This window comes from Arthrobacter sp. 05N425 (genome assembly GCF_056397125.1).
On the sequence record NZ_JBFTMU010000001.1, the window covers coordinates 320,904 to 340,633 of the forward strand.

The 19,730-nt window shown below is 66.9% G+C and carries 20 protein-coding genes, 1 tRNA gene and 1 pseudogene; 10 read left to right on the forward strand and 12 right to left on the reverse strand.

What is annotated here, in order from left to right; translation table 11 throughout:
• Positions 1–5: 5 nt before the first annotated feature.
• On the reverse strand, positions 6–1,064 hold the full coding sequence (trpD, locus tag AC1DGE_RS01460) for an anthranilate phosphoribosyltransferase (RefSeq protein WP_476892501.1): 1,059 nt from the start codon (positions 1,062–1,064) through the stop codon (positions 6–8).
• Between the two features lie 112 nt (positions 1,065–1,176).
• On the opposite strand from trpD, the gene ctaE reads away from it, so the two are divergent.
• From ctaE to qcrB, 4 genes are all read left to right on the forward strand, one after another.
• Positions 1,177–1,851 (forward strand): aa3-type cytochrome oxidase subunit III, encoded by a 675-nt coding sequence (ctaE, locus tag AC1DGE_RS01465; RefSeq protein WP_217500973.1) that lies wholly within the window; start codon positions 1,177–1,179, stop codon positions 1,849–1,851.
• Between the two features lie 86 nt (positions 1,852–1,937).
• Entirely contained in the window at positions 1,938–2,726 is a 789-nt protein-coding gene (qcrC, locus tag AC1DGE_RS01470) for a cytochrome bc1 complex diheme cytochrome c subunit (RefSeq protein ID WP_138769290.1), read from the forward strand.
• Positions 2,727–2,827: 101 nt separating this feature from the next.
• Positions 2,828–3,898, forward strand: a complete 1,071-nt coding sequence (gene qcrA, locus AC1DGE_RS01475) for a cytochrome bc1 complex Rieske iron-sulfur subunit (protein ID WP_441417765.1) — start codon at positions 2,828–2,830, stop codon at positions 3,896–3,898.
• A complete protein-coding gene (gene qcrB / locus AC1DGE_RS01480; protein ID WP_476916748.1) occupies positions 3,876–5,555 on the forward strand; it encodes a cytochrome bc1 complex cytochrome b subunit in 1,680 nt (559 codons plus the stop codon). Before qcrA ends, qcrB begins: the two co-directional genes overlap by 23 nt.
• A gap of 79 nt (positions 5,556–5,634) precedes the next feature.
• Here qcrB and AC1DGE_RS01485 read toward each other — a convergent pair whose 3' ends face one another.
• Entirely contained in the window at positions 5,635–6,402 is a 768-nt protein-coding gene (locus tag AC1DGE_RS01485; RefSeq protein WP_441417882.1) for a GntR family transcriptional regulator, read from the reverse strand.
• 228 nt (positions 6,403–6,630) lie between these two features.
• Between AC1DGE_RS01485 and AC1DGE_RS01490 the strand changes: the two genes are divergently transcribed.
• Positions 6,631–6,921 carry an HPr family phosphocarrier protein gene (locus tag AC1DGE_RS01490; RefSeq protein ID WP_441417763.1) on the forward strand — a complete coding sequence of 97 codons (291 nt, stop codon included), beginning with the start codon at positions 6,631–6,633 and terminating at the stop codon, positions 6,919–6,921.
• A 90-nt stretch (positions 6,922–7,011) separates the two neighbouring features.
• Here AC1DGE_RS01490 and AC1DGE_RS01495 read toward each other — a convergent pair whose 3' ends face one another.
• From AC1DGE_RS01495 to AC1DGE_RS01525, 7 genes and pseudogenes are all read right to left on the reverse strand, one after another.
• Positions 7,012–7,413, reverse strand: a complete 402-nt coding sequence (locus AC1DGE_RS01495; RefSeq protein ID WP_441417762.1) for a cytochrome c oxidase subunit 4 — start codon at positions 7,411–7,413, stop codon at positions 7,012–7,014.
• Entirely contained in the window at positions 7,410–9,134 is a 1,725-nt protein-coding gene (gene ctaD, locus AC1DGE_RS01500; protein ID WP_441417761.1) for an aa3-type cytochrome oxidase subunit I, read from the reverse strand. Before ctaD ends, AC1DGE_RS01495 begins: the two co-directional genes overlap by 4 nt.
• A gap of 12 nt (positions 9,135–9,146) precedes the next feature.
• A complete protein-coding gene (gene ctaC / locus AC1DGE_RS01505; protein WP_476916749.1) occupies positions 9,147–10,019 on the reverse strand; it encodes an aa3-type cytochrome oxidase subunit II in 873 nt (290 codons plus the stop codon).
• A gap of 205 nt (positions 10,020–10,224) precedes the next feature.
• Positions 10,225–10,614, reverse strand: coding sequence for a HesB/IscA family protein (locus AC1DGE_RS01510; RefSeq protein WP_138769282.1), 390 nt, complete (start codon positions 10,612–10,614; stop codon positions 10,225–10,227).
• A gap of 208 nt (positions 10,615–10,822) precedes the next feature.
• Positions 10,823–10,966: a hypothetical protein gene (locus AC1DGE_RS01515; RefSeq protein ID WP_476916750.1), complete on the reverse strand. Its 144-nt coding sequence runs from the start codon at positions 10,964–10,966 to the stop codon at positions 10,823–10,825.
• A gap of 23 nt (positions 10,967–10,989) precedes the next feature.
• A tRNA-OTHER gene (locus AC1DGE_RS01520) sits at positions 10,990–11,069 on the reverse strand.
• A gap of 140 nt (positions 11,070–11,209) precedes the next feature.
• Positions 11,210–11,776, reverse strand: a pseudogene (locus AC1DGE_RS01525) (peptidase dimerization domain-containing protein); the annotation flags it as partial.
• Positions 11,777–11,794: 18 nt separating this feature from the next.
• On the opposite strand from AC1DGE_RS01525, the gene AC1DGE_RS01530 reads away from it, so the two are divergent.
• Complete coding sequence (locus tag AC1DGE_RS01530) at positions 11,795–12,214, forward strand: hypothetical protein (RefSeq protein WP_476916751.1); 420 nt, start codon at positions 11,795–11,797, stop codon at positions 12,212–12,214.
• 220 nt (positions 12,215–12,434) lie between these two features.
• Positions 12,435–13,034: a DUF3043 domain-containing protein gene (locus tag AC1DGE_RS01535; protein ID WP_175323623.1), complete on the forward strand. Its 600-nt coding sequence runs from the start codon at positions 12,435–12,437 to the stop codon at positions 13,032–13,034.
• Between the two features lie 111 nt (positions 13,035–13,145).
• Here AC1DGE_RS01535 and AC1DGE_RS01540 read toward each other — a convergent pair whose 3' ends face one another.
• Positions 13,146–14,219 (reverse strand): quinone-dependent dihydroorotate dehydrogenase, encoded by a 1,074-nt coding sequence (locus tag AC1DGE_RS01540; protein WP_476916752.1) that lies wholly within the window; start codon positions 14,217–14,219, stop codon positions 13,146–13,148.
• Between the two features lie 78 nt (positions 14,220–14,297).
• Between AC1DGE_RS01540 and AC1DGE_RS01545 the strand changes: the two genes are divergently transcribed.
• Genes AC1DGE_RS01545 through AC1DGE_RS01555 form a run of 3 tightly spaced genes read left to right on the forward strand, consistent with a single transcriptional unit; the run spans position 14,298 to position 18,022 of the window.
• The gene (locus tag AC1DGE_RS01545) at positions 14,298–15,992 is read left to right on the forward strand and encodes an FAD-binding dehydrogenase (protein WP_476916753.1); all 1,695 of its coding nucleotides are present in this window, start codon (positions 14,298–14,300) and stop codon (positions 15,990–15,992) included.
• Between the two features lie 21 nt (positions 15,993–16,013).
• Positions 16,014–17,000 (forward strand): alpha/beta hydrolase, encoded by a 987-nt coding sequence (locus tag AC1DGE_RS01550; protein WP_476916754.1) that lies wholly within the window; start codon positions 16,014–16,016, stop codon positions 16,998–17,000.
• Positions 16,997–18,022: an alpha/beta hydrolase gene (locus AC1DGE_RS01555; protein ID WP_476916755.1), complete on the forward strand. Its 1,026-nt coding sequence runs from the start codon at positions 16,997–16,999 to the stop codon at positions 18,020–18,022. Before AC1DGE_RS01550 ends, AC1DGE_RS01555 begins: the two co-directional genes overlap by 4 nt.
• A gap of 61 nt (positions 18,023–18,083) precedes the next feature.
• Here the strand turns inward: AC1DGE_RS01555 and AC1DGE_RS01560 are convergent, their stop codons facing one another.
• Both AC1DGE_RS01560 and recO read right to left on the reverse strand, forming a co-directional pair.
• Positions 18,084–18,929, reverse strand: coding sequence for an isoprenyl transferase (locus tag AC1DGE_RS01560; protein WP_441417753.1), 846 nt, complete (start codon positions 18,927–18,929; stop codon positions 18,084–18,086).
• A gap of 2 nt (positions 18,930–18,931) precedes the next feature.
• Positions 18,932–19,687: a DNA repair protein RecO gene (gene recO / locus AC1DGE_RS01565; protein ID WP_441417752.1), complete on the reverse strand. Its 756-nt coding sequence runs from the start codon at positions 19,685–19,687 to the stop codon at positions 18,932–18,934.
• Between the last annotated feature and the right edge of the window lie 43 nt (positions 19,688–19,730).

The window sequence follows — 19,730 nt, forward strand, 5'->3', positions numbered from 1 at the left end:
GGAAATTAGTCGCGGGAGAGTGCGACCCAGCGGTCCAGCACCGCGGCTGCCGCGCCCGAATCGACGGACTCCTCGGCCCGCTTCATCGCAGCTGCCATCCGTTCGGTCAGCGGACCCGAGGCGTCCAGGTCGAACGACACCAGACCGGCAGCGGCGTTGAGCAGCGTGGCATCCCGTGCCGGGCCAGGCTTTCCGGCAAGCACCGAGCGGACGACGGCGGCGTTGGCGGCAGCGTCGCCGCCGCGCAGTTCCTCGACAGTCGCCTGGCGGATACCAAGATCGCGGGGGTCGAATTCCTGCTCAATAACCTTGCCGTCGCGGATTTCCCAGATCCGCGACGGACCCGTGGTGGTCAGCTCGTCCAGCCCGTCGTTGCCGCGGAACACCAGGCCTCGGCTGCCGCGCTTGGCAAGCACGCCGGCCACCAGCGGCGCCATCCGTTCATTAGCGACGCCGACGGCGGACGCCTGGACGTGCGCCGGGTTGGTCATCGGTCCCAGGAAGTTGAAGGCCGTGGGGACACCCAGCTCGCGGCGCGCGACGGCGGCATACCGCATTGAGGGGTGGAAGACCTGCGCAAAGCAAAAGGTGATTCCAGCCTCTTCGGCGTTCCGGGCTACCCGCGGGATGGGAAGGTCCAGCCGGACACCCAGCGCCTCCAGCACGTCGGCGGAGCCCGAGCTCGACGACGCCGCCCGGCCACCGTGCTTGACCACCTTGGCGCCCGCTCCGGCCGAGACGAGAGCGGCCATGGTGGAGATGTTGACAGTATTCAGCTGGTCTCCGCCGGTGCCGACGATGTCCAGCTTTTGACCCGCGATCTCGATCGGGTTGGCGGAGTCGATCATCGCCTCGACGAGGCCCGTGAGTTCTTCCACCGTCTCACCCTTGGCGCGCAGCGCCACCAGGAAGCCGGCCACCTGGGCCGGCGTAGCTTCGCCGGACATGATGGAGTTCATCGCCCACTCAGTATCGCCGGCGCTGAGGTTCGTGCCGAGGATGAGGGCGCCAATGAGGCGCGGCCAAGTCTTGCCTACAGCCTGTGCAGATGCCTGAGAAGTCACGTTCTGATGCTATCGAGCCGGGGGCTGCAATGCCCAATGCGAAGGGGTCCCGGAACTTTTCCCCGCGATTTCGCGTCTTTGTAGAAAAAGTCCCCCCAAAACGCGGGTTGCGTTGGGCAGGACGGACTTTTACAGACATAATGTCTATGTGACATCTGCGACCCATGCCCCCAGTACCCCGGCGCACCCGACGCTGAATCGCCCGAACATGGTTTCCGTTGGAACCGTCGTCTGGCTGTCCAGTGAGTTGATGTTCTTCGCCGGTCTCTTTGCCATGTACTTCACACTCCGTTCGACTTCCGGACAGATGTGGGCCGAAGAGACAGCCAAGCTCAACTTCCCCTTTGCGCTCGTAAACACGATCGTCCTCGTGGCCAGTTCCTTTACTTGCCAGATGGGCGTCTTCGCCGCCGAACGGCTCCAGCCGCGCAGGCTCGGCGGGCCCCTGAGCTTCACCCGCTGGGGAATGAACGAGTGGTTCACACTCACATTCATCATGGGTGCGTTCTTCGTGGCCGGCCAGGCGACCGAGTACGCCATGCTCGTCTCCGAGCACGTCTCGCTCTCTTCCAACGCCTACGGTTCCGCGTTCTACATGACCACCGGCTTCCACGGCCTGCACGTCATCGGCGGCCTGATTGCCTTCCTGCTCATCATCGGACGCTCCTTCGCAGCGAAGAAGTTCGGACACTTTGAGGCAACCTCCGCGATCGTCACCTCGTACTACTGGCACTTCGTCGACGTCGTATGGATTGGCCTCTTCCTGGTCATCTACGTCCTCAAGTAGCCCCACTTGTCTCTCTTTCTACAAGAGATAGAATTTCAAGAAGCGGCTCCCGGAGCCAACGCAGGATCGAATAAAGGAACCACCACGTGAAGGCACTCTCGCAGAAGCGACGTCACCCACTGGCAGCAGTTGCACTGTTGCTGATGGGCCTCCTCATCACTGGTGGGCTGTACGCCGTCGCCACCACCGTCAACCAGGCCAAGGCCGACACCACGAGCTTCAGTGCAAGCGACGCAGAAGAGGGCGGCAAGCTGTTCGCCGCCAACTGCGCCACCTGCCACGGCATGGGTGCCAGTGGCTCGCAGGCCGGACCGTCGCTCGTCGGCGTCGGCGCCGCCGCCGTTGACTTCCAGGTTGGCACCGGCCGTATGCCCATGCAGATGAACGGCCCGCAGGCTTACAAGAAGCCCGCCCAGTTCAACGAGGAGCAGACCCACCAGCTCGCGGCTTACGTCGCTTCGCTCGGCCCCGGCCCGTCCATCCCCGAGGCAGGTGTTCTCGATGAGAAGGGCGACGCCGCCAAGGGTGGCGAGCTGTTCCGCACCAACTGCGCCATGTGCCACAACGCTGCTGCAGCCGGCGGCGCGCTGACCCGGGGCAAGTTCGCCCCGGCTCTCGCTGACGTCTCCGGCAAGCACATCTACGAAGCCATGGTCACCGGCCCGCAGAACATGCCGGTCTTCTCCGACGCCAACGTCTCCCCCGAAGGCAAGCGTGACATCATCACCTTCCTGAAGCAGATCGAAGCCAACGGCTCCCCCGGCGGCAACGACCTGGGCGCCCTGGGTCCCGTCTCCGAAGGCCTGTTTGTTTGGATTGCCGGCCTGGGCGTCATCATCGCCTTCACCATCTGGCTGACTTCGCGGACGTCCTAGACGGACCGCGGCACCTGTAAGAATTTTCTGCTGATCCGTCAGCAGTTTGAATTGAAAACTAACTCGACACTGGTCGAGACGAGAGAAGGATGAGGCGAATTATGGGCAACCATAGTGACGGCAGTCCGAACCACTCGGGCACCGTAGCTACGGCTGGTCAGAATGAGGTGGAGAAGTTCCAGGATCCTGGAATTCCTCCGCATCGTTTGCGCCTGGCTGACACGGACCCGAGGGCCGCCAAGCGAGCGGAACGGCAGGTGGCCATTCTGTTCGGCGCCTCGGTCGTTGGCACCCTGATATTCCTGGTGGCGTACTTCGCCATCGATCTTGGAAATGACTCCTCGATCGCCACTATCCGGCTGCAGAACATGCTGTTGGGTATCGGCACCGCCTTTGCCATGCTGGGTATCGGCACCGGCATCGTGCACTGGGCCAAGGCCCTTATGCCGGACCACGAAGTGTCGGAAGAGCGCCACGCCATCCGCACCGAAGAGGACCGCCTGGCCGCTGTCCGGATTGTCGACGACATCGTCGAGGAAACCGGCATCAAGCGCCGCCCGCTGATCCGCAACACCCTGCTTGGGGCCGTCGCCCTGGCGCCGCTGCCGGCCCTGGCCGTCTTCGGCGACCTCGGTCCCCGCCCGGACAACAAGCTGGCGCACACCATGTGGGCCCCGGTTGGCGGCAAGACCAAGCGTCTCACCCGCGACCCCGATGGCACCCCCATCAAGGCCTCGGACGTCACCATCGGCTCGGCTTTCCACGTCATCCCGGAAGGGCTCAACGAGCTCGAAGAAGGCAAGTTGAACGAGAAGGCGAAGTCCGTCGTCCTGCTCATGCGCCTTAACCCCGAGTCCCTCAAGCCCTCCCCGGGCCGCGAGGACTGGAGCTACAACGGAATCGTTGCCTACTCCAAGATCTGCACCCACGTTGGTTGCCCTGTTGCCCTCTACGAGCAGCAGACCCACCACCTGCTGTGCCCGTGCCACCAGTCAACCTTCGACCTGACCCAGGAATGCAAGGTTATCTTCGGCCCGGCCAGCCGGCCGCTCCCGCAGCTGCCCATCGCCGTAGACGACGAGGGCTACCTTTACGCTACGAGCGACTTCCATGAACCCGTTGGACCTAGCTATTGGGAGCGTGCTGAGCATGAGCGCAACATCAACCCCTAACGCCTCCMCCTTCGTCGCCAAGACCAAGGGCGGCCGCATTACCGATTTTGTTGACCAGCGCGTGGGCGGTTCCGGAATGCTCCGGGAATTCGGCCGCAAGGTCTTCCCGGACCACTGGTCCTTCATGTTCGGCGAAGTGGCCCTGTACTCTTTCGTCATTCTGCTGCTCTCCGGCACCTTCCTGACCTTCTTCTTCGACCCGTCGATGGCGGAAACCCACTACCAGGGTTCCTATCTGCCGTTGAAGAACGTCGAAATGTCGGTGGCCTACAGCTCGTCCCTGAACATCTCCTTCGATGTCCGCGGCGGCCTGTTCATGCGCCAGGTCCACCACTGGTCCGCGCTGCTCTTCGTAGCCTCGGTTTCGGTGCACATGCTTCGGGTCTTCTTCACCGGCGCCTTCCGCAAGCCGCGCGAAATGAACTGGGTGGTGGGCAGCGTGCTGCTCATCCTCGCCATGGCCGCCGGCTTCACCGGCTACTCCCTCCCCGATGACCTGCTCTCCGGCAACGGCCTGCGCATCATCGACGGCGTCATCAAGTCCATCCCGGTGATCGGCACCTACATCTCGTTCTTCCTCTTCGGCGGCGAATTCCCGGGCACGGCTATTATCGGGCGCCTGTACATGCTCCACATCCTGCTGGTTCCCGCGCTCATCCTGCTGATGATCGTCGTGCACCTCTTTATGGTGGTCGTGCACAAGCACACCCAGTACCCCGGCCCGGGCCGCAACGACGGCAACGTCGTCGGCTACCCCCTCGGCCCGGTTTATGCGGCGAAGGCCGGCGGCTTCTTCTTCATCGTGTTCGGCGTCATCGCGCTGATGGCCGGTTTCTTCACCATCAACCCGATCTGGAACTACGGCCCGTACGACCCCTCCCCCGTCTCGGCCGGCACCCAGCCTGACTGGTACATCGGCTTCGTTGACGGCGCCCTGCGCCTGATGCCGGGCACCTTCGGGAACTGGCACGTCGAGCAGGTCTGGTTCGGCCACGTCTTCACGTTCAACGTGCTGCTGCCGGCGCTGGTCCCTGCGGGCATCCTGTTCACCGTGATGTTCACCTACCCGTGGATCGAACGCTGGATCACCAAGGACGACCGCGAGCACCACGTCCTGGACCGTCCCCGGAACGCGCCGACCCGCACCGCCATCGGCATGGCCGGCTTCGTCTGGTACTGCGTGATGTGGGCTGCTGCTGGTTCCGACCTCATCGCCACCCACTTCCACGTGGCCTTGAACGACGTCACCTACTGGCTGCGCGCCCTGTTCTTCATTGGCCCGGTACTCGCCTTCATCATCACGAAGCGCGTCGCCCTGGCCCTGCAGCGCAAGGACCGCGAAATCGCCCTCCACGGCCGCGAGACAGGCCGCATCGTGCGGCTGCCGCACGGTGAGTTCATCGAGGTCCACGCCCCGCTGAACGAATACAAGCGCTACAAGCTGGTCGGCTTCGAATCCCCGTCGCCGCTTCCGGCCGAGCCGAACAGCCACGGCGTCGTGGACCGCAAGGAAAAGCGTCGCGCGATGCTTTCCAAGTGGTTCTTCGAGGACCGGGTCGCTCCGGCAACCCCGGCCGAACTCGCGGCGGCCCACGGCCACCACGGCGAGCACGAGTCGATCGAACCGGCTGCGGAGCAGAAGAGCCTCAGCCACTAAGACACGGCATTAGTCCACAGAAAGGCCCGGTCCACCAGGACCGGGCCTTTCTGCGTTTCCAAGGACTCCGCGCTGGTTGTCAGGGGCGGTAGCCGGAGGCGTAGTTCCGTGTGGGACGGACGCCGGGGCGCTGCAGCGGCACCCAGAGCTTGTAGCGGTCCGCCCGGTAGTAGGAGACCGAGTAGTCGACCATGGCCCGGGCCACGAAGGCGTGGCGCTGGATCTTCAGCAGCGGTGAGCCGACCTCCACGTTGAGCAGGCGCGCCGTGGACGGAGACGCAGCCGTCGCCTCGATCATGTCCTCGCCCCACTCCATCACCAAGCCGTACCGCTCGCTCAGGACGTTGTAGAGCGACGTCGGCGGCTCGCCGTCGAGCAGTCCGGGCACGCGGTGCGCGGGGATGAAGTTCTCGTCCACGCTCATTGGCTCACTGTCCGCAAGCAGGAGTCGCCGGAACCGCACGAGGGGTGTTCCCTCCTCGAGCTGCAGTTCGCGGGCCAGAAAGGCGCTGGCGTTGATCTGTTCAAAGCTGAGCACCTTGGCGGCCGGGACCATGCCGCGTCGCTGCATCTCCTCGCTATACGAGGTCAGTTTGACCTGGAGGTCCAGCTTGGGCTTGCGGACGAAGGTGCCGAGGCCCACCACGCGCTCGATCACTTCTTCGCCCACGAGCGCGTCGATGGCCTGGCGCACGGTCATCCTGGCCAGCCCGAAGCGTTCGGAGAGGTCCCGTTCGGAGGGAAGCGCCGAACCCGGCGGGCAGGAGCTGGCAATGTGGGCGCGGAGGATTTCGCGGAGCTGGACGTAGATGGGGGTGCCGCTGGTCCGGTCAATGTCACCGGCCATCCGGGCCGCGTTAGAGCCCACGGAGGCGCCTGCTGCAATCGTTCATCCCTTAAGCCTAAGGCACTTTCCCAGCAGGTCTAGACCACCCAGGTCTGCCCGGTTCGCCCGGGACCTCTCCCCCGGCTACGCTGGATATGCGCCCCGCAGGCCTGTCGTTTCCGGACCAGTTGGCCGGGGGCCCCAGCACCGGCCGGCACCGCCCGGCGCGTCACGATTGAAGGAGTTCCATTGCCAGCACGCAAGGCGGTCGTCCAGGCCTCGATCGGACTGCACGCCCGCCCCGCGGCCGCGTTTGTCCGGGCCGTGACGCAGACCGGATTCGCCGTCACGATCAGCAAGGACGGCAGGCCGGGCGTGGATGCACGGTCCCTGCTGGAGGTCATGACCGAGGACTTCGCCTGCGGTTGCGAAGTGGAGCTGGCGGTACGGCCGGAGACGGTCCCCGACAATGCAAGTCTCGCCGACGCTGAGCGCGCCCTCACCGAGCTCTGCGCCCTGCTCGAGTCCCAGTCCGGCTGACCGGCCGCCACGCCCGCTGGGCACAGGCAAACGACGGCGGGCCCCCACCACAAGGTGGGGGCCCGCCGTCGTTGCTGTCAGTGTCCGGCGCTAGTGCGCGTGGTCACCGCGGCTGTACTCATAGACCCAGCCCACGAGCGCCACCACGGCGAGGCCGCCGGCGATGAACGTGATCCAGAAGCCCACGGCCAGGCCGAGGAAACCGCCCGCGCATGCCAGGCCGAGAACCAGAGGCCACCAGCTCCAGGGGCTGAAGTGGCCCTGCTCGCCCGCGCCTTCGTGGATCTCAGCGTCGCTGCGGTCCTCGGGGCGCATGCCGACCCGACGGCCGGTGAAGCCCAGGTAGGCGCCGATCATACCGGCCAGGCCTGCAACCAGCAGGACACCCAGGATGCCGACCCATTCGGACCAGTGCGTCATGAAGCCGTAGACGATGGCAACTGGGACGAAGAAGAAGACTCCCAGTCCAAAAATCCTTGATTCGATTTTCACTGGGCCTGATCCTTCTGGTCGGCGTTACCGAGCGTCGCTGCTGCCGGAGCAGGCGAGTCGACGGTGTAGTACTGGGAGAGCTCGGGGTGGTGCAGGTCCAGGGCAGGACGCTCCGAGCGGATCCGCGGCAGCGAGGTGAAGTTGTGACGCGGCGGCGGGCAAGACGTCGCCCATTCGAGCGAGGCGCCGAAGCCCCAGGGGTCATCGACCGTGACCTTCTCGTTGCTGCGCCAGGTGATGTACACGTTCCAGAAGAACGGAATCAGCGAGGCGCCGAGGAGGAAGGACGAGTAGGTGGAGAACTGGTTCATCCAGGTGAAGTTGTCCTGCGGCATGTAGTCCGCGTAGCGGCGGGGCATGCCCTCGACGCCGAGCCAGTGCTGGATGAGGAAGGTGCCGTGGAAGCCCAGGAAGAGCATCCAGAAGTGGATCTTGCCGAGACGCTCGTTGAGCATCTTGCCGGTCCACTTCGGCCACCAGAAGTAGAAGCCTGCGAACATCGCGAACACCACGGTGCCGAAGACCACGTAGTGGAAGTGCGCCACGACGAAGTAGGAGTCGGAGACGTGGAAGTCCAGCGGCGGTGAGGCCAGGATGATTCCGGTCAGGCCGCCGAAGAGGAAGGTGGCCAGGAAGCCGATGCTCCACAGCATGGGGGTTTCGAAGGTGATGGAACCCCGCCACATGGTGCCGATCCAGTTGAAGAACTTCACGCCGGTGGGGACCGCGATCAGCATCGTCATGAAGGAGAAGAACGGCAGCAGGACCGAGCCGGTGACGTACATGTGGTGCGCCCACACGGTCACGGACAGTGCGGCAATCGAGATCGTCGCGTAGACGAGGCCCTTGTAGCCGAAGATCGGCTTGCGGCTAAAGACCGGGAAGATCTCGGAGACGATGCCGAAGAACGGCAGCGCGATGATGTACACCTCGGGGTGGCCGAAGAACCAGAACAGGTGCTGCCAGAGGACGGCGCCGCCGTTCTCCGGGTCGAAGATGTGGGCGCCGAAGCGGCGGTCCGCGCCGAGGGCGAAGAGGGCGGCGGCCAGCGGCGGGAACGCCATGAGCACCAGAATCGCCGTGACCAGAACGTTCCAGGTGAAGATCGGCATCCGCCACATCGTCATGCCCGGGGCGCGCATGCAGATGATGGTGGTGATGAAGTTGACCGCGCCGAGAATGGTGCCGAAGCCGGAGAGCGCCAGGCCGAAGACCCAGAGGTCACCGCCCACGCCGGGGCTGAAGGTCGTGTTGGACAGCGGCGCGTAGGCGAACCAGCCGAACGACGCCGCACCCTGCGGGGTGATGAAGCCGGACACGGCGATCGTGGAGCCGAACAGGAAGAACCAGAAGGCCAGCGCGTTCAGCCGCGGGAAAGCGACGTCGGGGGCACCGATCTGCAGCGGCATGATCACGTTGGCGAAGCCGGCGAACAGCGGCGTCGCGAACATCAGCAGCATGACGGTGCCGTGCATGGTGAAGAGCTGGTTGTACTGCTCTTTGGTCTGCAGGATCTGCATGCCGGGCTCGAAAAGCTCCGCACGGATCAGCAGCGCCATAACGCCGCCGAAGCAGAAGAACACGAAGGACGAGATCAGGTACATGTACCCGATGGTCTTGTGGTCGGTGGAGGTGATCCAGTTGACGACGATGCGCCCCTTGGATTTGGGTACTACGGGAGCCTCAAGGATCCCTGAGGGCTGAGAGTAGGTCGTTGCCACTTCGCGCTCCCCTTACTTGTTCTCGGTCGGGGCCGGGTTGCGGTCGTACTCTTCGCCGAGCAGTCCGGTGTTGCCGTCCTGGCGGAGCTGGTCCAGGTGGGCCTTGAACTCCGAATCGGAGACAACCTTCACGCGGAACAGCATTTCGGAGTGGTACTCACCACAGAGTTCGGCACATTTGCCGTCGTAGGTTCCCTCTTTGGTGGGGGTGAACCGGATGTAGTTGGTCTTGCCCGGGATCATGTCGCGCTTCTGCAGGAAGGCGGGAACCCAGAAGGAGTGGATGACGTCGCGGGCGTTCAGCTCGAGGTCAACCGACTTGTTGACCGGCAAGTAAAGCGTAGGCAGCTTTTCCTTGTCCACGTCGTTGCCGGTGAGGTGCGCCTGGACGCCGGCCTCGTGGACGTCGTCGGTAACGACGTCGCCCTTCTTGTAGTTGAAGTCCCAGGCCCACTGCTTGGCGCGGACGTCGACGACGACGTCGGCCGGCTGGTCACGGTTGTCGATCGCTTGCTGGTCGCGGTCGGTGAAGTAGAAGAACACCAGGACCATAAACAGCGGAATCGTCAGGTAGAAGACCTCGAGGGGCAGGTTGAAGCTGTTCTGGCGCGGGAAACCGACCGTGCCCTTCCGCCGCCGGTACGCGACGATGACCCAAATCATCAAGCCCCAGGTGATGATGCCGACGACCAGCGCGGCAATCCATGAGTTGACCCAGAGGTCCATGATGCGGTCAGTGTGGTTGGTGGTGCCACGCTCAGTGGGCAGCCACCCTTTCTGTACCTCTGGTGAACATCCAGTCAAAGCCAACGCGCCGGCTAGTGCCAAGCCAGTGATCGTAGTGATCTGTTTGCGTCGGCTGCCGGTTCGGTTCTGCGAACTCACAGACGGCCCTTCCTACTTGTTGCTGTCGCCCGGCCGCCGTCGGCGTTCCGGGCACACTAAAAGTTTTACTACTCGGTGTAGAGCTTACCGCTCCCCGCGAGTTTTCGCCCACATGTCCGCGCCGCGCCTCGATGGAGTTTTTGGCGGTTCCGGCGGCCATCCCCTGGACGGCACTAAGGCCGGGCGGATTGCCCGGCCTTAGGCCTTAGTGGAAGGAGTCCCCGCAAGCGCAGGATCCGCCCGCATTCGGGTTGTCAATGGTGAAGCCCTGCTTCGAGATGGTGTCCTCGAAGTCGATGCTCGCGCCGCTGAGGTAAGGGACGCTCATCTTGTCCACAACGACCTCGACGCCGTCGTAGTCGCGGACGGCGTCACCCTCGAGGAGCCGCTCATCGAAGTACAGCTGGTAGATCAGCCCGGAACAACCGCCCGGCTGCACGGCAACGCGGAGCCGAAGATCAGTGCGGCCTTCCTGTTCCAGCAGGCTGCGGACCTTCCCGGCGGCCACATCGGTCAGCTGGACCTCGTGGCTGGCCAGTTCCTGGTCCGCCTGGACGGTGGTGTCGGCGCTGTTTTCATTGGTTGTAGTGCTCATGGCCTACCTTCTTACGACGGTCGTGGCGGCTCCGCCTGCGCGGTGCCCGCCCCTACTTAAACGGTATGGGCTATAGCTACATGCTACGTCGATCAGACGTGTAGCTCTAACTCCTGACGTAACCGTCAACGCCGGCTGGATGTTCCCCGGAAATGCCCACCCGGCAGAGCCGGAGATCCAGCCGGCGACCCAGTTGCAGGCGTTCCGCTTAGGCCAGGCCTTCCGCGTTCAACCGGGCCAGCAGGAACGCCTCGGCCACGATTGCGTTGCGGAAGTCGTCGAGGTGGAGCGACTCGTTGGCGCTGTGCGCCCGCGAATCGGGATCCTCAACGCCGGTGACCAGGATCTGCACGTCCGGGTACAGCTCGGTCAGGTCGGCGATGAACGGGATTGAACCGCCGATCCCGGTCTCGACAGCCGGCACGCCCCACGCCTCACCCAGCGCCCACATCGCCATGGTGGCGGCGGTGGAGGACGTGTCCGTAAGGAAGGCGTTGCCGCTCTCCCCCGGGGTGAACACCACCTCGGCGCCGAACGGCGCGTGGGATTCAACGTGCCGGCGGACCGCTTCCATGGCCTCGGCCGGGTCCTGGCCGGGGGCCAGCCGCAGGCTGAACTTGGCGCGGGCCCGCGGCAGCAGGGTGTTGGAGGCAACGTCCACGGCTGGGGCGTCGAAACCGATGATGGACAGCGCGGGCTTGGTCCACATGCGCGAGGCGATGCTCCCGGTGCCGGCGAGCTTGACGCCGTCGAGCACGGAAGCATCCTTGCGGTACTCCTCCTCGGTGAGGTCCACTTCGGCGTCGTCGCGGCTGACAAGGCCCTCGATCGCCACGCTGCCTTCGTCGTCGTGCAGGGTGGCAATCAGCCGCGCCAGCAGCGTCGGGGCGTCAAGGACCGGGCCGCCGAACATCCCGGAGTGGACCGCGTGGTCCAGCACCTTGACCTCGATGGTGCCGTCCACCAGGCCGCGCAGGCTGGTGGTGAGGGCCGGGATGCCGACCTTCCAGTTGGACGAGTCGGCGACGACGATCACGTCGGAGCGCAGCAGTTCCTGGTGGGTTTCGAGGAACGAACGGAAGGTGGGTGAGCCTGCTTCTTCCTCACCTTCGAAGAAGAAGGTCACGCCCAGGCCCAGCTCCTCCCCCAGCACCCGGGTCACCGCGGAGTAGGCGGCGACGTGGGCCAGGATCCCTGCCTTGTCATCCGCGGCACCGCGGCCGTAGAGGCGGCCGTCGCGTTCGACGGCGGTGAACGGCTCGGTCTCCCAGAGCGCGAGGTCGCCGGTCGGCTGGACGTCGTGGTGGGCGTAGAGCAGGATGGTGGGCTTGCCGGCTGCGGCGGGGCGGCGTGCGACGACGGCCGGCCCGCCCGGGGTTCCATCCTCCTTGTCGCAGCGCAGGATCCGGACGTCCTCGAAGCCGCTGCCGCGGACCAGTTCGGCGACGGCGTCGGCGCTGGCATTCAGCGGAGCAGGATCGAAGCTGGGCCAGGCGATGCCCGGGATCGCCACGAGCGCCTTCAACTGCTCGACGGTGGCGTCAAAGGACTCGGTAACGGCCTGACGGAGGGCGGCGGCATCGATGGAGCCGACGGCTGAGGGCTGCGGGGTCCCCGCGGGTGATGAAGTCATGGCCAAAACACTACCCGTGTCCGGCATCACGACAAATGCGCCACGGCGCTCCCACGGCGGCTCTGCGGCGGCCTGGGAGACGTTTCCCCCGGCGCTGATACCGGCGCGATTTGCGGCTGGGATCACCGCCGCCCCGGCCCGGTGTGGGCTGGGTCTCGGGCGAGCCGCCGCAGGGTATTCTGTAGGGGTGTTTGGACGTAAAAAGGAAGCGCCCCTGGCGCAGGACGTAGTTGACCAGCAGGTGGCCGAGGCAGCAGCCCGGGACGCCGCCATCGGAAAGGGCGCACCCACGCCCAAGCGGAGCGCCCAGGTGGCTGCCCGCAAGCGCCCCTTGGTTCCGGAGGACCGCAAGGCCTCCCGGGCGGCCGAGCGCACGGCGATCGCGGACCAGCGCCTCAAGATGCGCCAGGCCATGGATACCGGTGACGAGAAGTTCCTGCCGCTGCGTGACAAGGGCCCGCAGAAGCGCTTCGCCCGCGACTACGTGGACGCCCGTTTCAGCCTTGGCGAATACCTGATGTTCGGCGCCCTGGTCTTCGTGATCATCTCCCTGCTGGTCCCGGCGAGCAGCGAACAGATGATCTACGTCCTCGGCGGTTTCTGGGTCATGTTCCTTGCCGTCTTCGTGGACGTCTTCATCCTGTCCCGGAAGCTCAAAAAGCGTCTGGCCGAGAAGTTCGGCGAGGTGGAGCGGGGCACCGTCTGGTACGGCTCCATGCGATCCCTGCAGTTCCGCCGCCTTCGCCTTCCCAAGCCCCAGGTCAAGCGCGGCGACTTCCCCGCCTGAATCCGGCCATCGAAAGGCCCCCGGCAGTTGGACTGCCGGGGGCTTTCGCGTTTCCGGGATCCGCGCGGGCGTGCTGGGTGGGAGCCCGCCCTGGCGGGAGGAGACCGCCGGTTAGCGGCGGGCCGGCCGCTTCGCCAGCTCGCGGTTGATCTTCGCCGCCCAGAAGGGACCTTMGTACAGGAACGCGGTGTAGCCCTGCACCAGGGTGGCGCCGGCCTCAAGCCGCTCCCGGACGTCCTGTGCGGTCTCGACCCCGCCGACCGAAACCAGCGTGATGGCCCCGCCGGTCGCGGCCTTGAGCCGGGCCAGGACTTCCAGCGATCGCTTCCGGAGCGGGGCACCGGAGAGGCCGCCGGCGCCGCACGCCTCAATCTGTTCCGGGCTGGAGACCAGTCCGGCGCGGGCGATGGTGGTGTTGGTGGCGATGATGCCGTCCAGCTTCAGGTCCAGCGCCAGCCTGGCGACGTCGTCGATGTCCTCGTCGCTGAGATCCGGGGCGATCTTCACCAGCAGAGGCACGTGCCGGCCGGCGGCGTTGTCCGCAGCCTCCCCCACCGCGGCCAGCAGCGGGCGCAGGGTGCTGACATCCTGCAGCAACCGCAGGCCCGGGGTGTTCGGGGAACTGACGTTGACCACCAGGTAGTCGGCGGCCGGGGCCAGGCTGCGGGCACTGATCAGGTAGTCCTCCACGGCATCCTCAAGCTCCACCACCTTGCTCTTGCCGATGTTCACACCGATCACCGGGCGGACCCCGGGATAGCGGCGCTGCAGGGCAGCCCGGGCGGAACGGAGCCTGGGCGCCACGGCCGCGGCACCGTCGTTGTTGAAGCCCATCCGGTTGATCACGGCGCGGTCCTCGATCAGGCGGAACAGCCGCGGCGCCGGGTTGCCCGGCTGGGCCTGCCCGGTGATGGTGCCCACTTCGATGTGCCCGAAGCCAAGGTCGGTCAGCGCTTCGATCCCGTGGCCCTCCTTGTCGAAACCCGCGGCCAGCCCGAAGGGCGAGGGGAAGGTCAAGCCGAATGCCTCGGTCCGCAGCGCTGCGGACGGCGCCGTGAACCGTTGCAGCACGCGGCCGGCGCCGCAGCGGTTGGCCAGCCGGATGCCTAGAAAACCGATCTTGTGGGCGCGCTCGGCGTCCATCCAGGAGAAGGCGAGCCGGAAGAAGGTGGGATATACGCGCATACCCCTAGTTTTCCGGTTCCGGCCGCGCAAACCAAAATGCTGGGCAAACCGTACCCCCGCGGGCGCTAGCATGAAGCCATGACCAGCGAGGGTGCAGTCCACAGCAGCGTGCCGGCGACGCCCGGCACCCGGATCGAGGCCGACGTCGTCGTTGTCGGGGCAGGCCTCGCCGGCCTGGTGGCCGCGGCGGAAGCGTACGCGGCTGGCCGCCGGGTGGCTGTCCTGGACCAGGAGCCGGAGGCTTCGGCCGGCGGGCAGGCGCACTGGTCCTTTGGCGGCCTGTTCCTGGTCAACACCCCGGAGCAGCGCCGGCTGGGCGTCCGGGACAGTGCCGAGCTGGCCCTCGCCGACTGGCTGTCTTCCGCCGCCTTCGACCGCCCCGAAGACGCCCTCGCCCGGGAGTGGGCCGAGGCCTACGTGAACTTCGCGGCGGGTGAGAAGCGCGCCTGGCTCGCCTCGCTCGGCGTCCGGCTCTTTCCGCTCGTGCAGTGGGCCGAGCGCGGCGGCTACGGCCCGGACGGCCACGGCAACACGGTGCCGCGCTTCCACGTCGCCTGGGGCACCGGCCCGGCACTGGTCGCGCCCTTCCTCGCCAAACTCCGCGAGGGCGTGGCTGCTGGGCGCGTCTCGTTCCACTTCCGGCACCGCGCCACCGAGTTGACGACGACGGCGGGCCGGCTCAGCGGCGTGCAGGGCGAGATCCTGGCGGCCAGCAGCGCTGCGCGGGGCGAGCAGTCCTCCCGCATCGCCGCCGGCGCGTTCGAGGCCTCCGCCGGAACCGTCATCGTCACCAGCGGCGGCATCGGCGGCAACCACGGCGCGGTCCGGCGGCAGTGGCCCGGCGGCGGCGCCCCGGCGTCCATGCTGAGCGGCGTGCCGGCCTCGGTGGACGGCGACTTCCTGGTCGCTGTGGACCGTGCCGGCGGCCGGCTGATCAACGGCGACCGGATGTGGCACTACCCGGAAGGCATCCAGAACCACAGCCCGGTCTGGCCGCAGCACGGCATCCGGATCCTGCCCGGGCCCTCGGCGCTCTGGCTCGACGCCACCGGCAAGATGCTCCCGGCACCGCTGTTCCCCGGCTTCGACTCGCTCGGCGCGCTGCGGCACATCCTCGGAACCGGGCACACCCACTCGTGGTTCGTGTTGAACAAGACCATCGCGCTGAAGGAGTTCGCGCTCTCCGGCTCGGAGCAGAACCCGGACCTGACCGGGAAGGACGTGCGCCTGCTCGCCGCCCGGCTGAAACCTTCCGCGGACAGTCCGCTGCAGCGGTTCCTGGACCGGGGCGTGGATTTCCTGCAGGCAGGCACTCCGACGGAGCTTGCCGCGAAAATGAACGGGCTCACCGGGACCCCGCTCATCGACGCCGCCGGGCTGGAGCGGCTGGTCCGGTCCCGGGACCGGCAGTTCGCGAGCGGGCTGGGCAAGGACCCGCAGCTTGCCGCGATCCGCGCCGCCCGCCGCTTCACCACCGACAGGATCATGCGGGTGGCCCCGCCACACCGGATGCTGGACCCCCGGCACGGGCCCCTGCTGGCGGTCCGCCTCTCCGTCCTGACCCGCAAAAGCCTCGGCGGGATCCAGACCGACCTGCATTCCCGGGTCCTGGACGCCGCCGGCCGGCCGGTCGCCGGACTCTACGCGGCCGGCGAGGCGGCCGGCTTCGGCGGTGGCGGCATCCACGGGTACCGCTCCCTGGAGGGCACCTTCCTGGGCGGGTGCCTGTTCTCTGGCCGCGCGGCAGGCCGCGCCGCGGCCTCGGCCCTGTAGCCGGCAGAGCGGGAGGATCCGATGGACTGGCAGACCGACATCCTGGGTGAGGACTTCGCGGCGTGCGCTTTCAAGGCGGCCGGCCCGGACGGGGTCGAACGCACGGCCACCCTGGTCCGGCACATCCCTTCGACCGGAGCCGGCAAGGCTCCCCGGCGGGCCGTCCTCTTCCTGCACGGCTGGAGCGACTACTTCTTCAACGAGGAGCTCGCCGAGTTCTGGACCGGCCACGGCTTCGGGTTCTTCGCACTGGACATGCACAACCACGGCCGAAGCCTGCAGTACGGTGCGCACGGCGGCTACGTCGCCGACCTTGCCGACTACGACGCCGAGATCACGGCGGCGATCGGCATCATCGAATCCCTGGCCCCCATGGGGTCCTCTCCCCCGCGGGTCACCTTGATGGGACACTCCACCGGCGGGCTCATCGCGGCGCTCTGGGTGAGCCGGCATCCGGGCCGCGCCGCCCAACTGGTCCTCGACAGCCCGTGGCTGGAAATGCATGGCAGCCCGGCGGTCCGCCGCGCCGCGCGGACCATGCTGGAGCCGCTGGCCCGGTTCCGGCCCGAATCCGTGATCCGGCTTCCCGAGCGCGCCTTCTACTGGCGCAGCATCAGCAGCGCCGCCGAGGGCGAATGGGTGCTGGATGACAACTACCGCCCGCCCCGGGCCTTCCCGGTGCGGGCGGGCTGGCTCAGCGCCGTGCTGGCCGGCCAGTCCCAGGTGGCCCGGGGGCTGAACATCGACGTTCCCATCCTCGTGATGATCTCCGGGGCCAGCGCCAACGGAATGTTCTGGAAGGAGTCCATGCGGCGCACCGACGCCGTCCTGGATGTTAACACCATTGCCCTGCGCGCCCTGAGCCTGGGCCGCACCGTGACCCTGGAACGGATCGACGGTGCCCTGCACGACGTCTTCCTCTCGGCGCCGCGGGTCCGCGCGGACGCGTATGCGCGGCTCGCCCGCTGGATCCGCGCCTACGTTCTGGACGACGGCGGCCCCGCGTGAGGGGTCCAGCGCAGCCACCGCGGTGGCGCCGGGATGTACTGGGACACCGCTTCGAGTCCCTGGAGCTGGAACTGCCGCCGGACGATGAAGGACCCGTCGTCGCCACCCTCGTTCGCCATGCCAGCAGCGGCGGTGCAGCTGATGGCCCGCCGGACGCCCCCGGGACCCGGGCGCCGGAGAAAGTGGTCCTCTACCTGCACGGCTGGGCCGACTACTTCCTGCAGGCGGAACTCGCTGAGCAAATCGTGGCTGCTGGGTTCCACTTCTACGCCCTGGACCTGCGGAAGTTCGGGCGCAGCCTGCGCAGCTGGCAGACCCCCGGCTACACCACCGACCTGGCGGTCTATGACGAGGACCTCGCCGCTGCGCTTGCCGCCGTCACCGCCGATGTGGCCACCCGGACCGGCAGCGCCGGGCGGCCGACGGTCCACCTGCTCGCGCATTCCCTCGGCGGCCTCGTCGCGGCACTGTGGGCTGACCGGAATCCGGGAGTACTGGGCACCCTGGTCCTGAACGCGCCATGGCTGGAACTGCAGGGCAGCAGCCTGATCCGGAACATCGCCATGCAGTTGGTGGAACCACTGGCGCGCACCGACCCGCGGCGGCCGTTGCTGCTGCCCAGCATGCCCGGCTACTGGGACAGCGTCAGCGGCTCAGCGCACGGCGAATGGGACGTGGATCCCGAGTGGCGGCCACGGGCGTCCTTCCCGATCCGTCCGGGTTGGACGAAGGCTGTCCTCGCCGGCCATGCGGCCGTGCAGCGGCGGCTGCACATCACCTCGCCGATGCTGGTGATGCTTTCCGGGCGCACCCACATCCAGGCCGAATGGAGCGACGTGCTGATGGACGTCGACGCCGTGATCGACGTCGAGGAAACTGCCCGCCGGGCGCTGGGGCTGGGCCGCAGGGCTGCCGTCTTCCGCTACCCGGGCGCCATCCACGACGTCTTTCTCTCCCGCCGCACGGTGCGGCAGGAGGCCTACGACGACCTCCTGCTCTGGCTGAGCCTCTACCCAGGCTGACTGCGCTGGAACGGGCCAGCGTGGCAGGCGGCGTGGCCGGCCGCCGCGCCGGCTACCGGGGTCAGGCTGGGGTGACGGGGGCGGCGGCGTCCACCGCGCCGCCGTAGCGGCGGTCCCGCTGCGCGTAAATCTCCACGGCGTCCCAGAGGGTGCGGCGGTCCACATCCGGCCACAGCGTGTCCAGGAAGACGAATTCGGCGTAGGCCGACTGCCAGAGCATGAAGTTGGAGAGCCGCTGCTCACCCGAGCTGCGCAGGAACAGGTCGACGTCCGGCAGGTCCGGTTCGTCCAGATACTTTTGGATGGTCCGTTCGGTGATAGCGCCTGGCCTGAGCCGGCCTGCGGCCACCTCCTCGGCGATGGCTGAGACTGCGTCGGTGATCTCCGCCCGGCCGCCGTAGTTAACACACATGTTCAAAGTGCAGGTGCTGTTGCCGCGGGTGAACTCCTCGGCCTCTTCTAGCTCCCGGATCACCGAGCCCCAGAGTTTGGGCCGCCGGCCGGACCAGCGGATCCTCACGCCCCACTCATCCAGCTGGTTGCGCTGCCGTCGCAGCACATCCTTGTTAAATCCCATCAGGAAGCGGACTTCCTCGGGTGAACGGCGCCAGTTTTCGGTGGAGAATGCATAGACGCTGACGTGCTCAATGCCCAGTTCGATTGCCCCGGCCATGACGTCCAGCAGGGCCGGTTCCCCCGCCTTGTGGCCTTCGATCCGGGGCAGTCCACGCTGGTTCGCCCAGCGGCCGTTTCCGTCCATCACGATCGCGACGTGCCGGGGAATGAACTCGGCAGGGATAGCGGGCGGCACGGCGCCGGAGGGATGCGGGTAGGGCGCCACCACTTCGGAGCTGCGCTGTCGGACGGGGTTCTTCTTGCTGCCTGGAGTTTTCTTGCCTAGGGCCACGGTTAGGTTCGCTCCACATGTTTGAGGGATTTCAGGACACGTTCCAGATGCCACTGCAGGTAGCTCGCCACCAGGCCGGCGGCCTCCCGGCGGTGGATGGTTGCGGACGCATCCGCGGCCGTCCAGTTCCCGGTCAGCAGCGCACCCAGCAGCAGCACAGTCTCCGTGGCCGGCGCGGGTGAACCCGGCGGCCGGCACTCCCCGCATACCATGCCGCCCAGCGGGGCGGAGAACGCGGTGTGCGGGCCCGGAGCGCCGCAGCGGGCGCATTCGGTGAAGCTGGGTGCCCAACCGCCGGTGGAGAGGGCGCGGAGCAGGTAGGAGTCCAGGATGAGTTCCGGGGCATGGTCGCCGCGGCTCAAGGAAGCCAGCGCCCCGACCAGCAGGTTGTACTGGGCGGTTCCCGCTTCGCCGTCGACGTCGGTGAGCTTTTCCGCGGTTTCGGTCATCGCGGCGGCGACGGTGTAGCGGCCGTAGTCGGCCGCGATACTGGAGCCGTAGGCGCCCTTGGCGACGGCCTGCGTAACCACGTCCAGGGTGCGGCCGGAGATGAGCTGGAGGTCCGCGACCATGAACGGCTCCAGCCTGGCGCCGAATCGGCTGCTGGTGCGGCGCACGCCCTTGGCGACCGCACGGACCTGCCCGTGGTGCTTGGTCAGCAGGGTGATGATGCGGTCCGCCTCGCCGAGCTTATGGGTGCGCAGGACCACGGCGTCGTCGCGGTACGCGCGGGCAGCAAAGGAGGAAGGTTGGGCCACAGTTAATCTTCGCACTGACTTTCGGGAATCTCCGCCATTGGGA

Bases quoted from the DNA above. Each gene is read 5' to 3' on its own strand.
- qcrA (WP_441417765.1), top strand. From the start codon at position 2,828: ATGGGCAACCATAGTGACGGCAGTCCGAACCACTCGGGCACCGTAGCT.
- AC1DGE_RS01485 (WP_441417882.1), bottom strand. From the start codon at position 6,402: ATGGCCGGTGACATTGACCGGACCAGCGGCACCCCCATCTACGTCCAG.
- AC1DGE_RS01510 (WP_138769282.1), bottom strand. From the start codon at position 10,614: ATGAGCACTACAACCAATGAAAACAGCGCCGACACCACCGTCCAGGCG.
- AC1DGE_RS01545 (WP_476916753.1), top strand. From the start codon at position 14,298: ATGACCAGCGAGGGTGCAGTCCACAGCAGCGTGCCGGCGACGCCCGGC.
- AC1DGE_RS01550 (WP_476916754.1), top strand. From the start codon at position 16,014: ATGGACTGGCAGACCGACATCCTGGGTGAGGACTTCGCGGCGTGCGCT.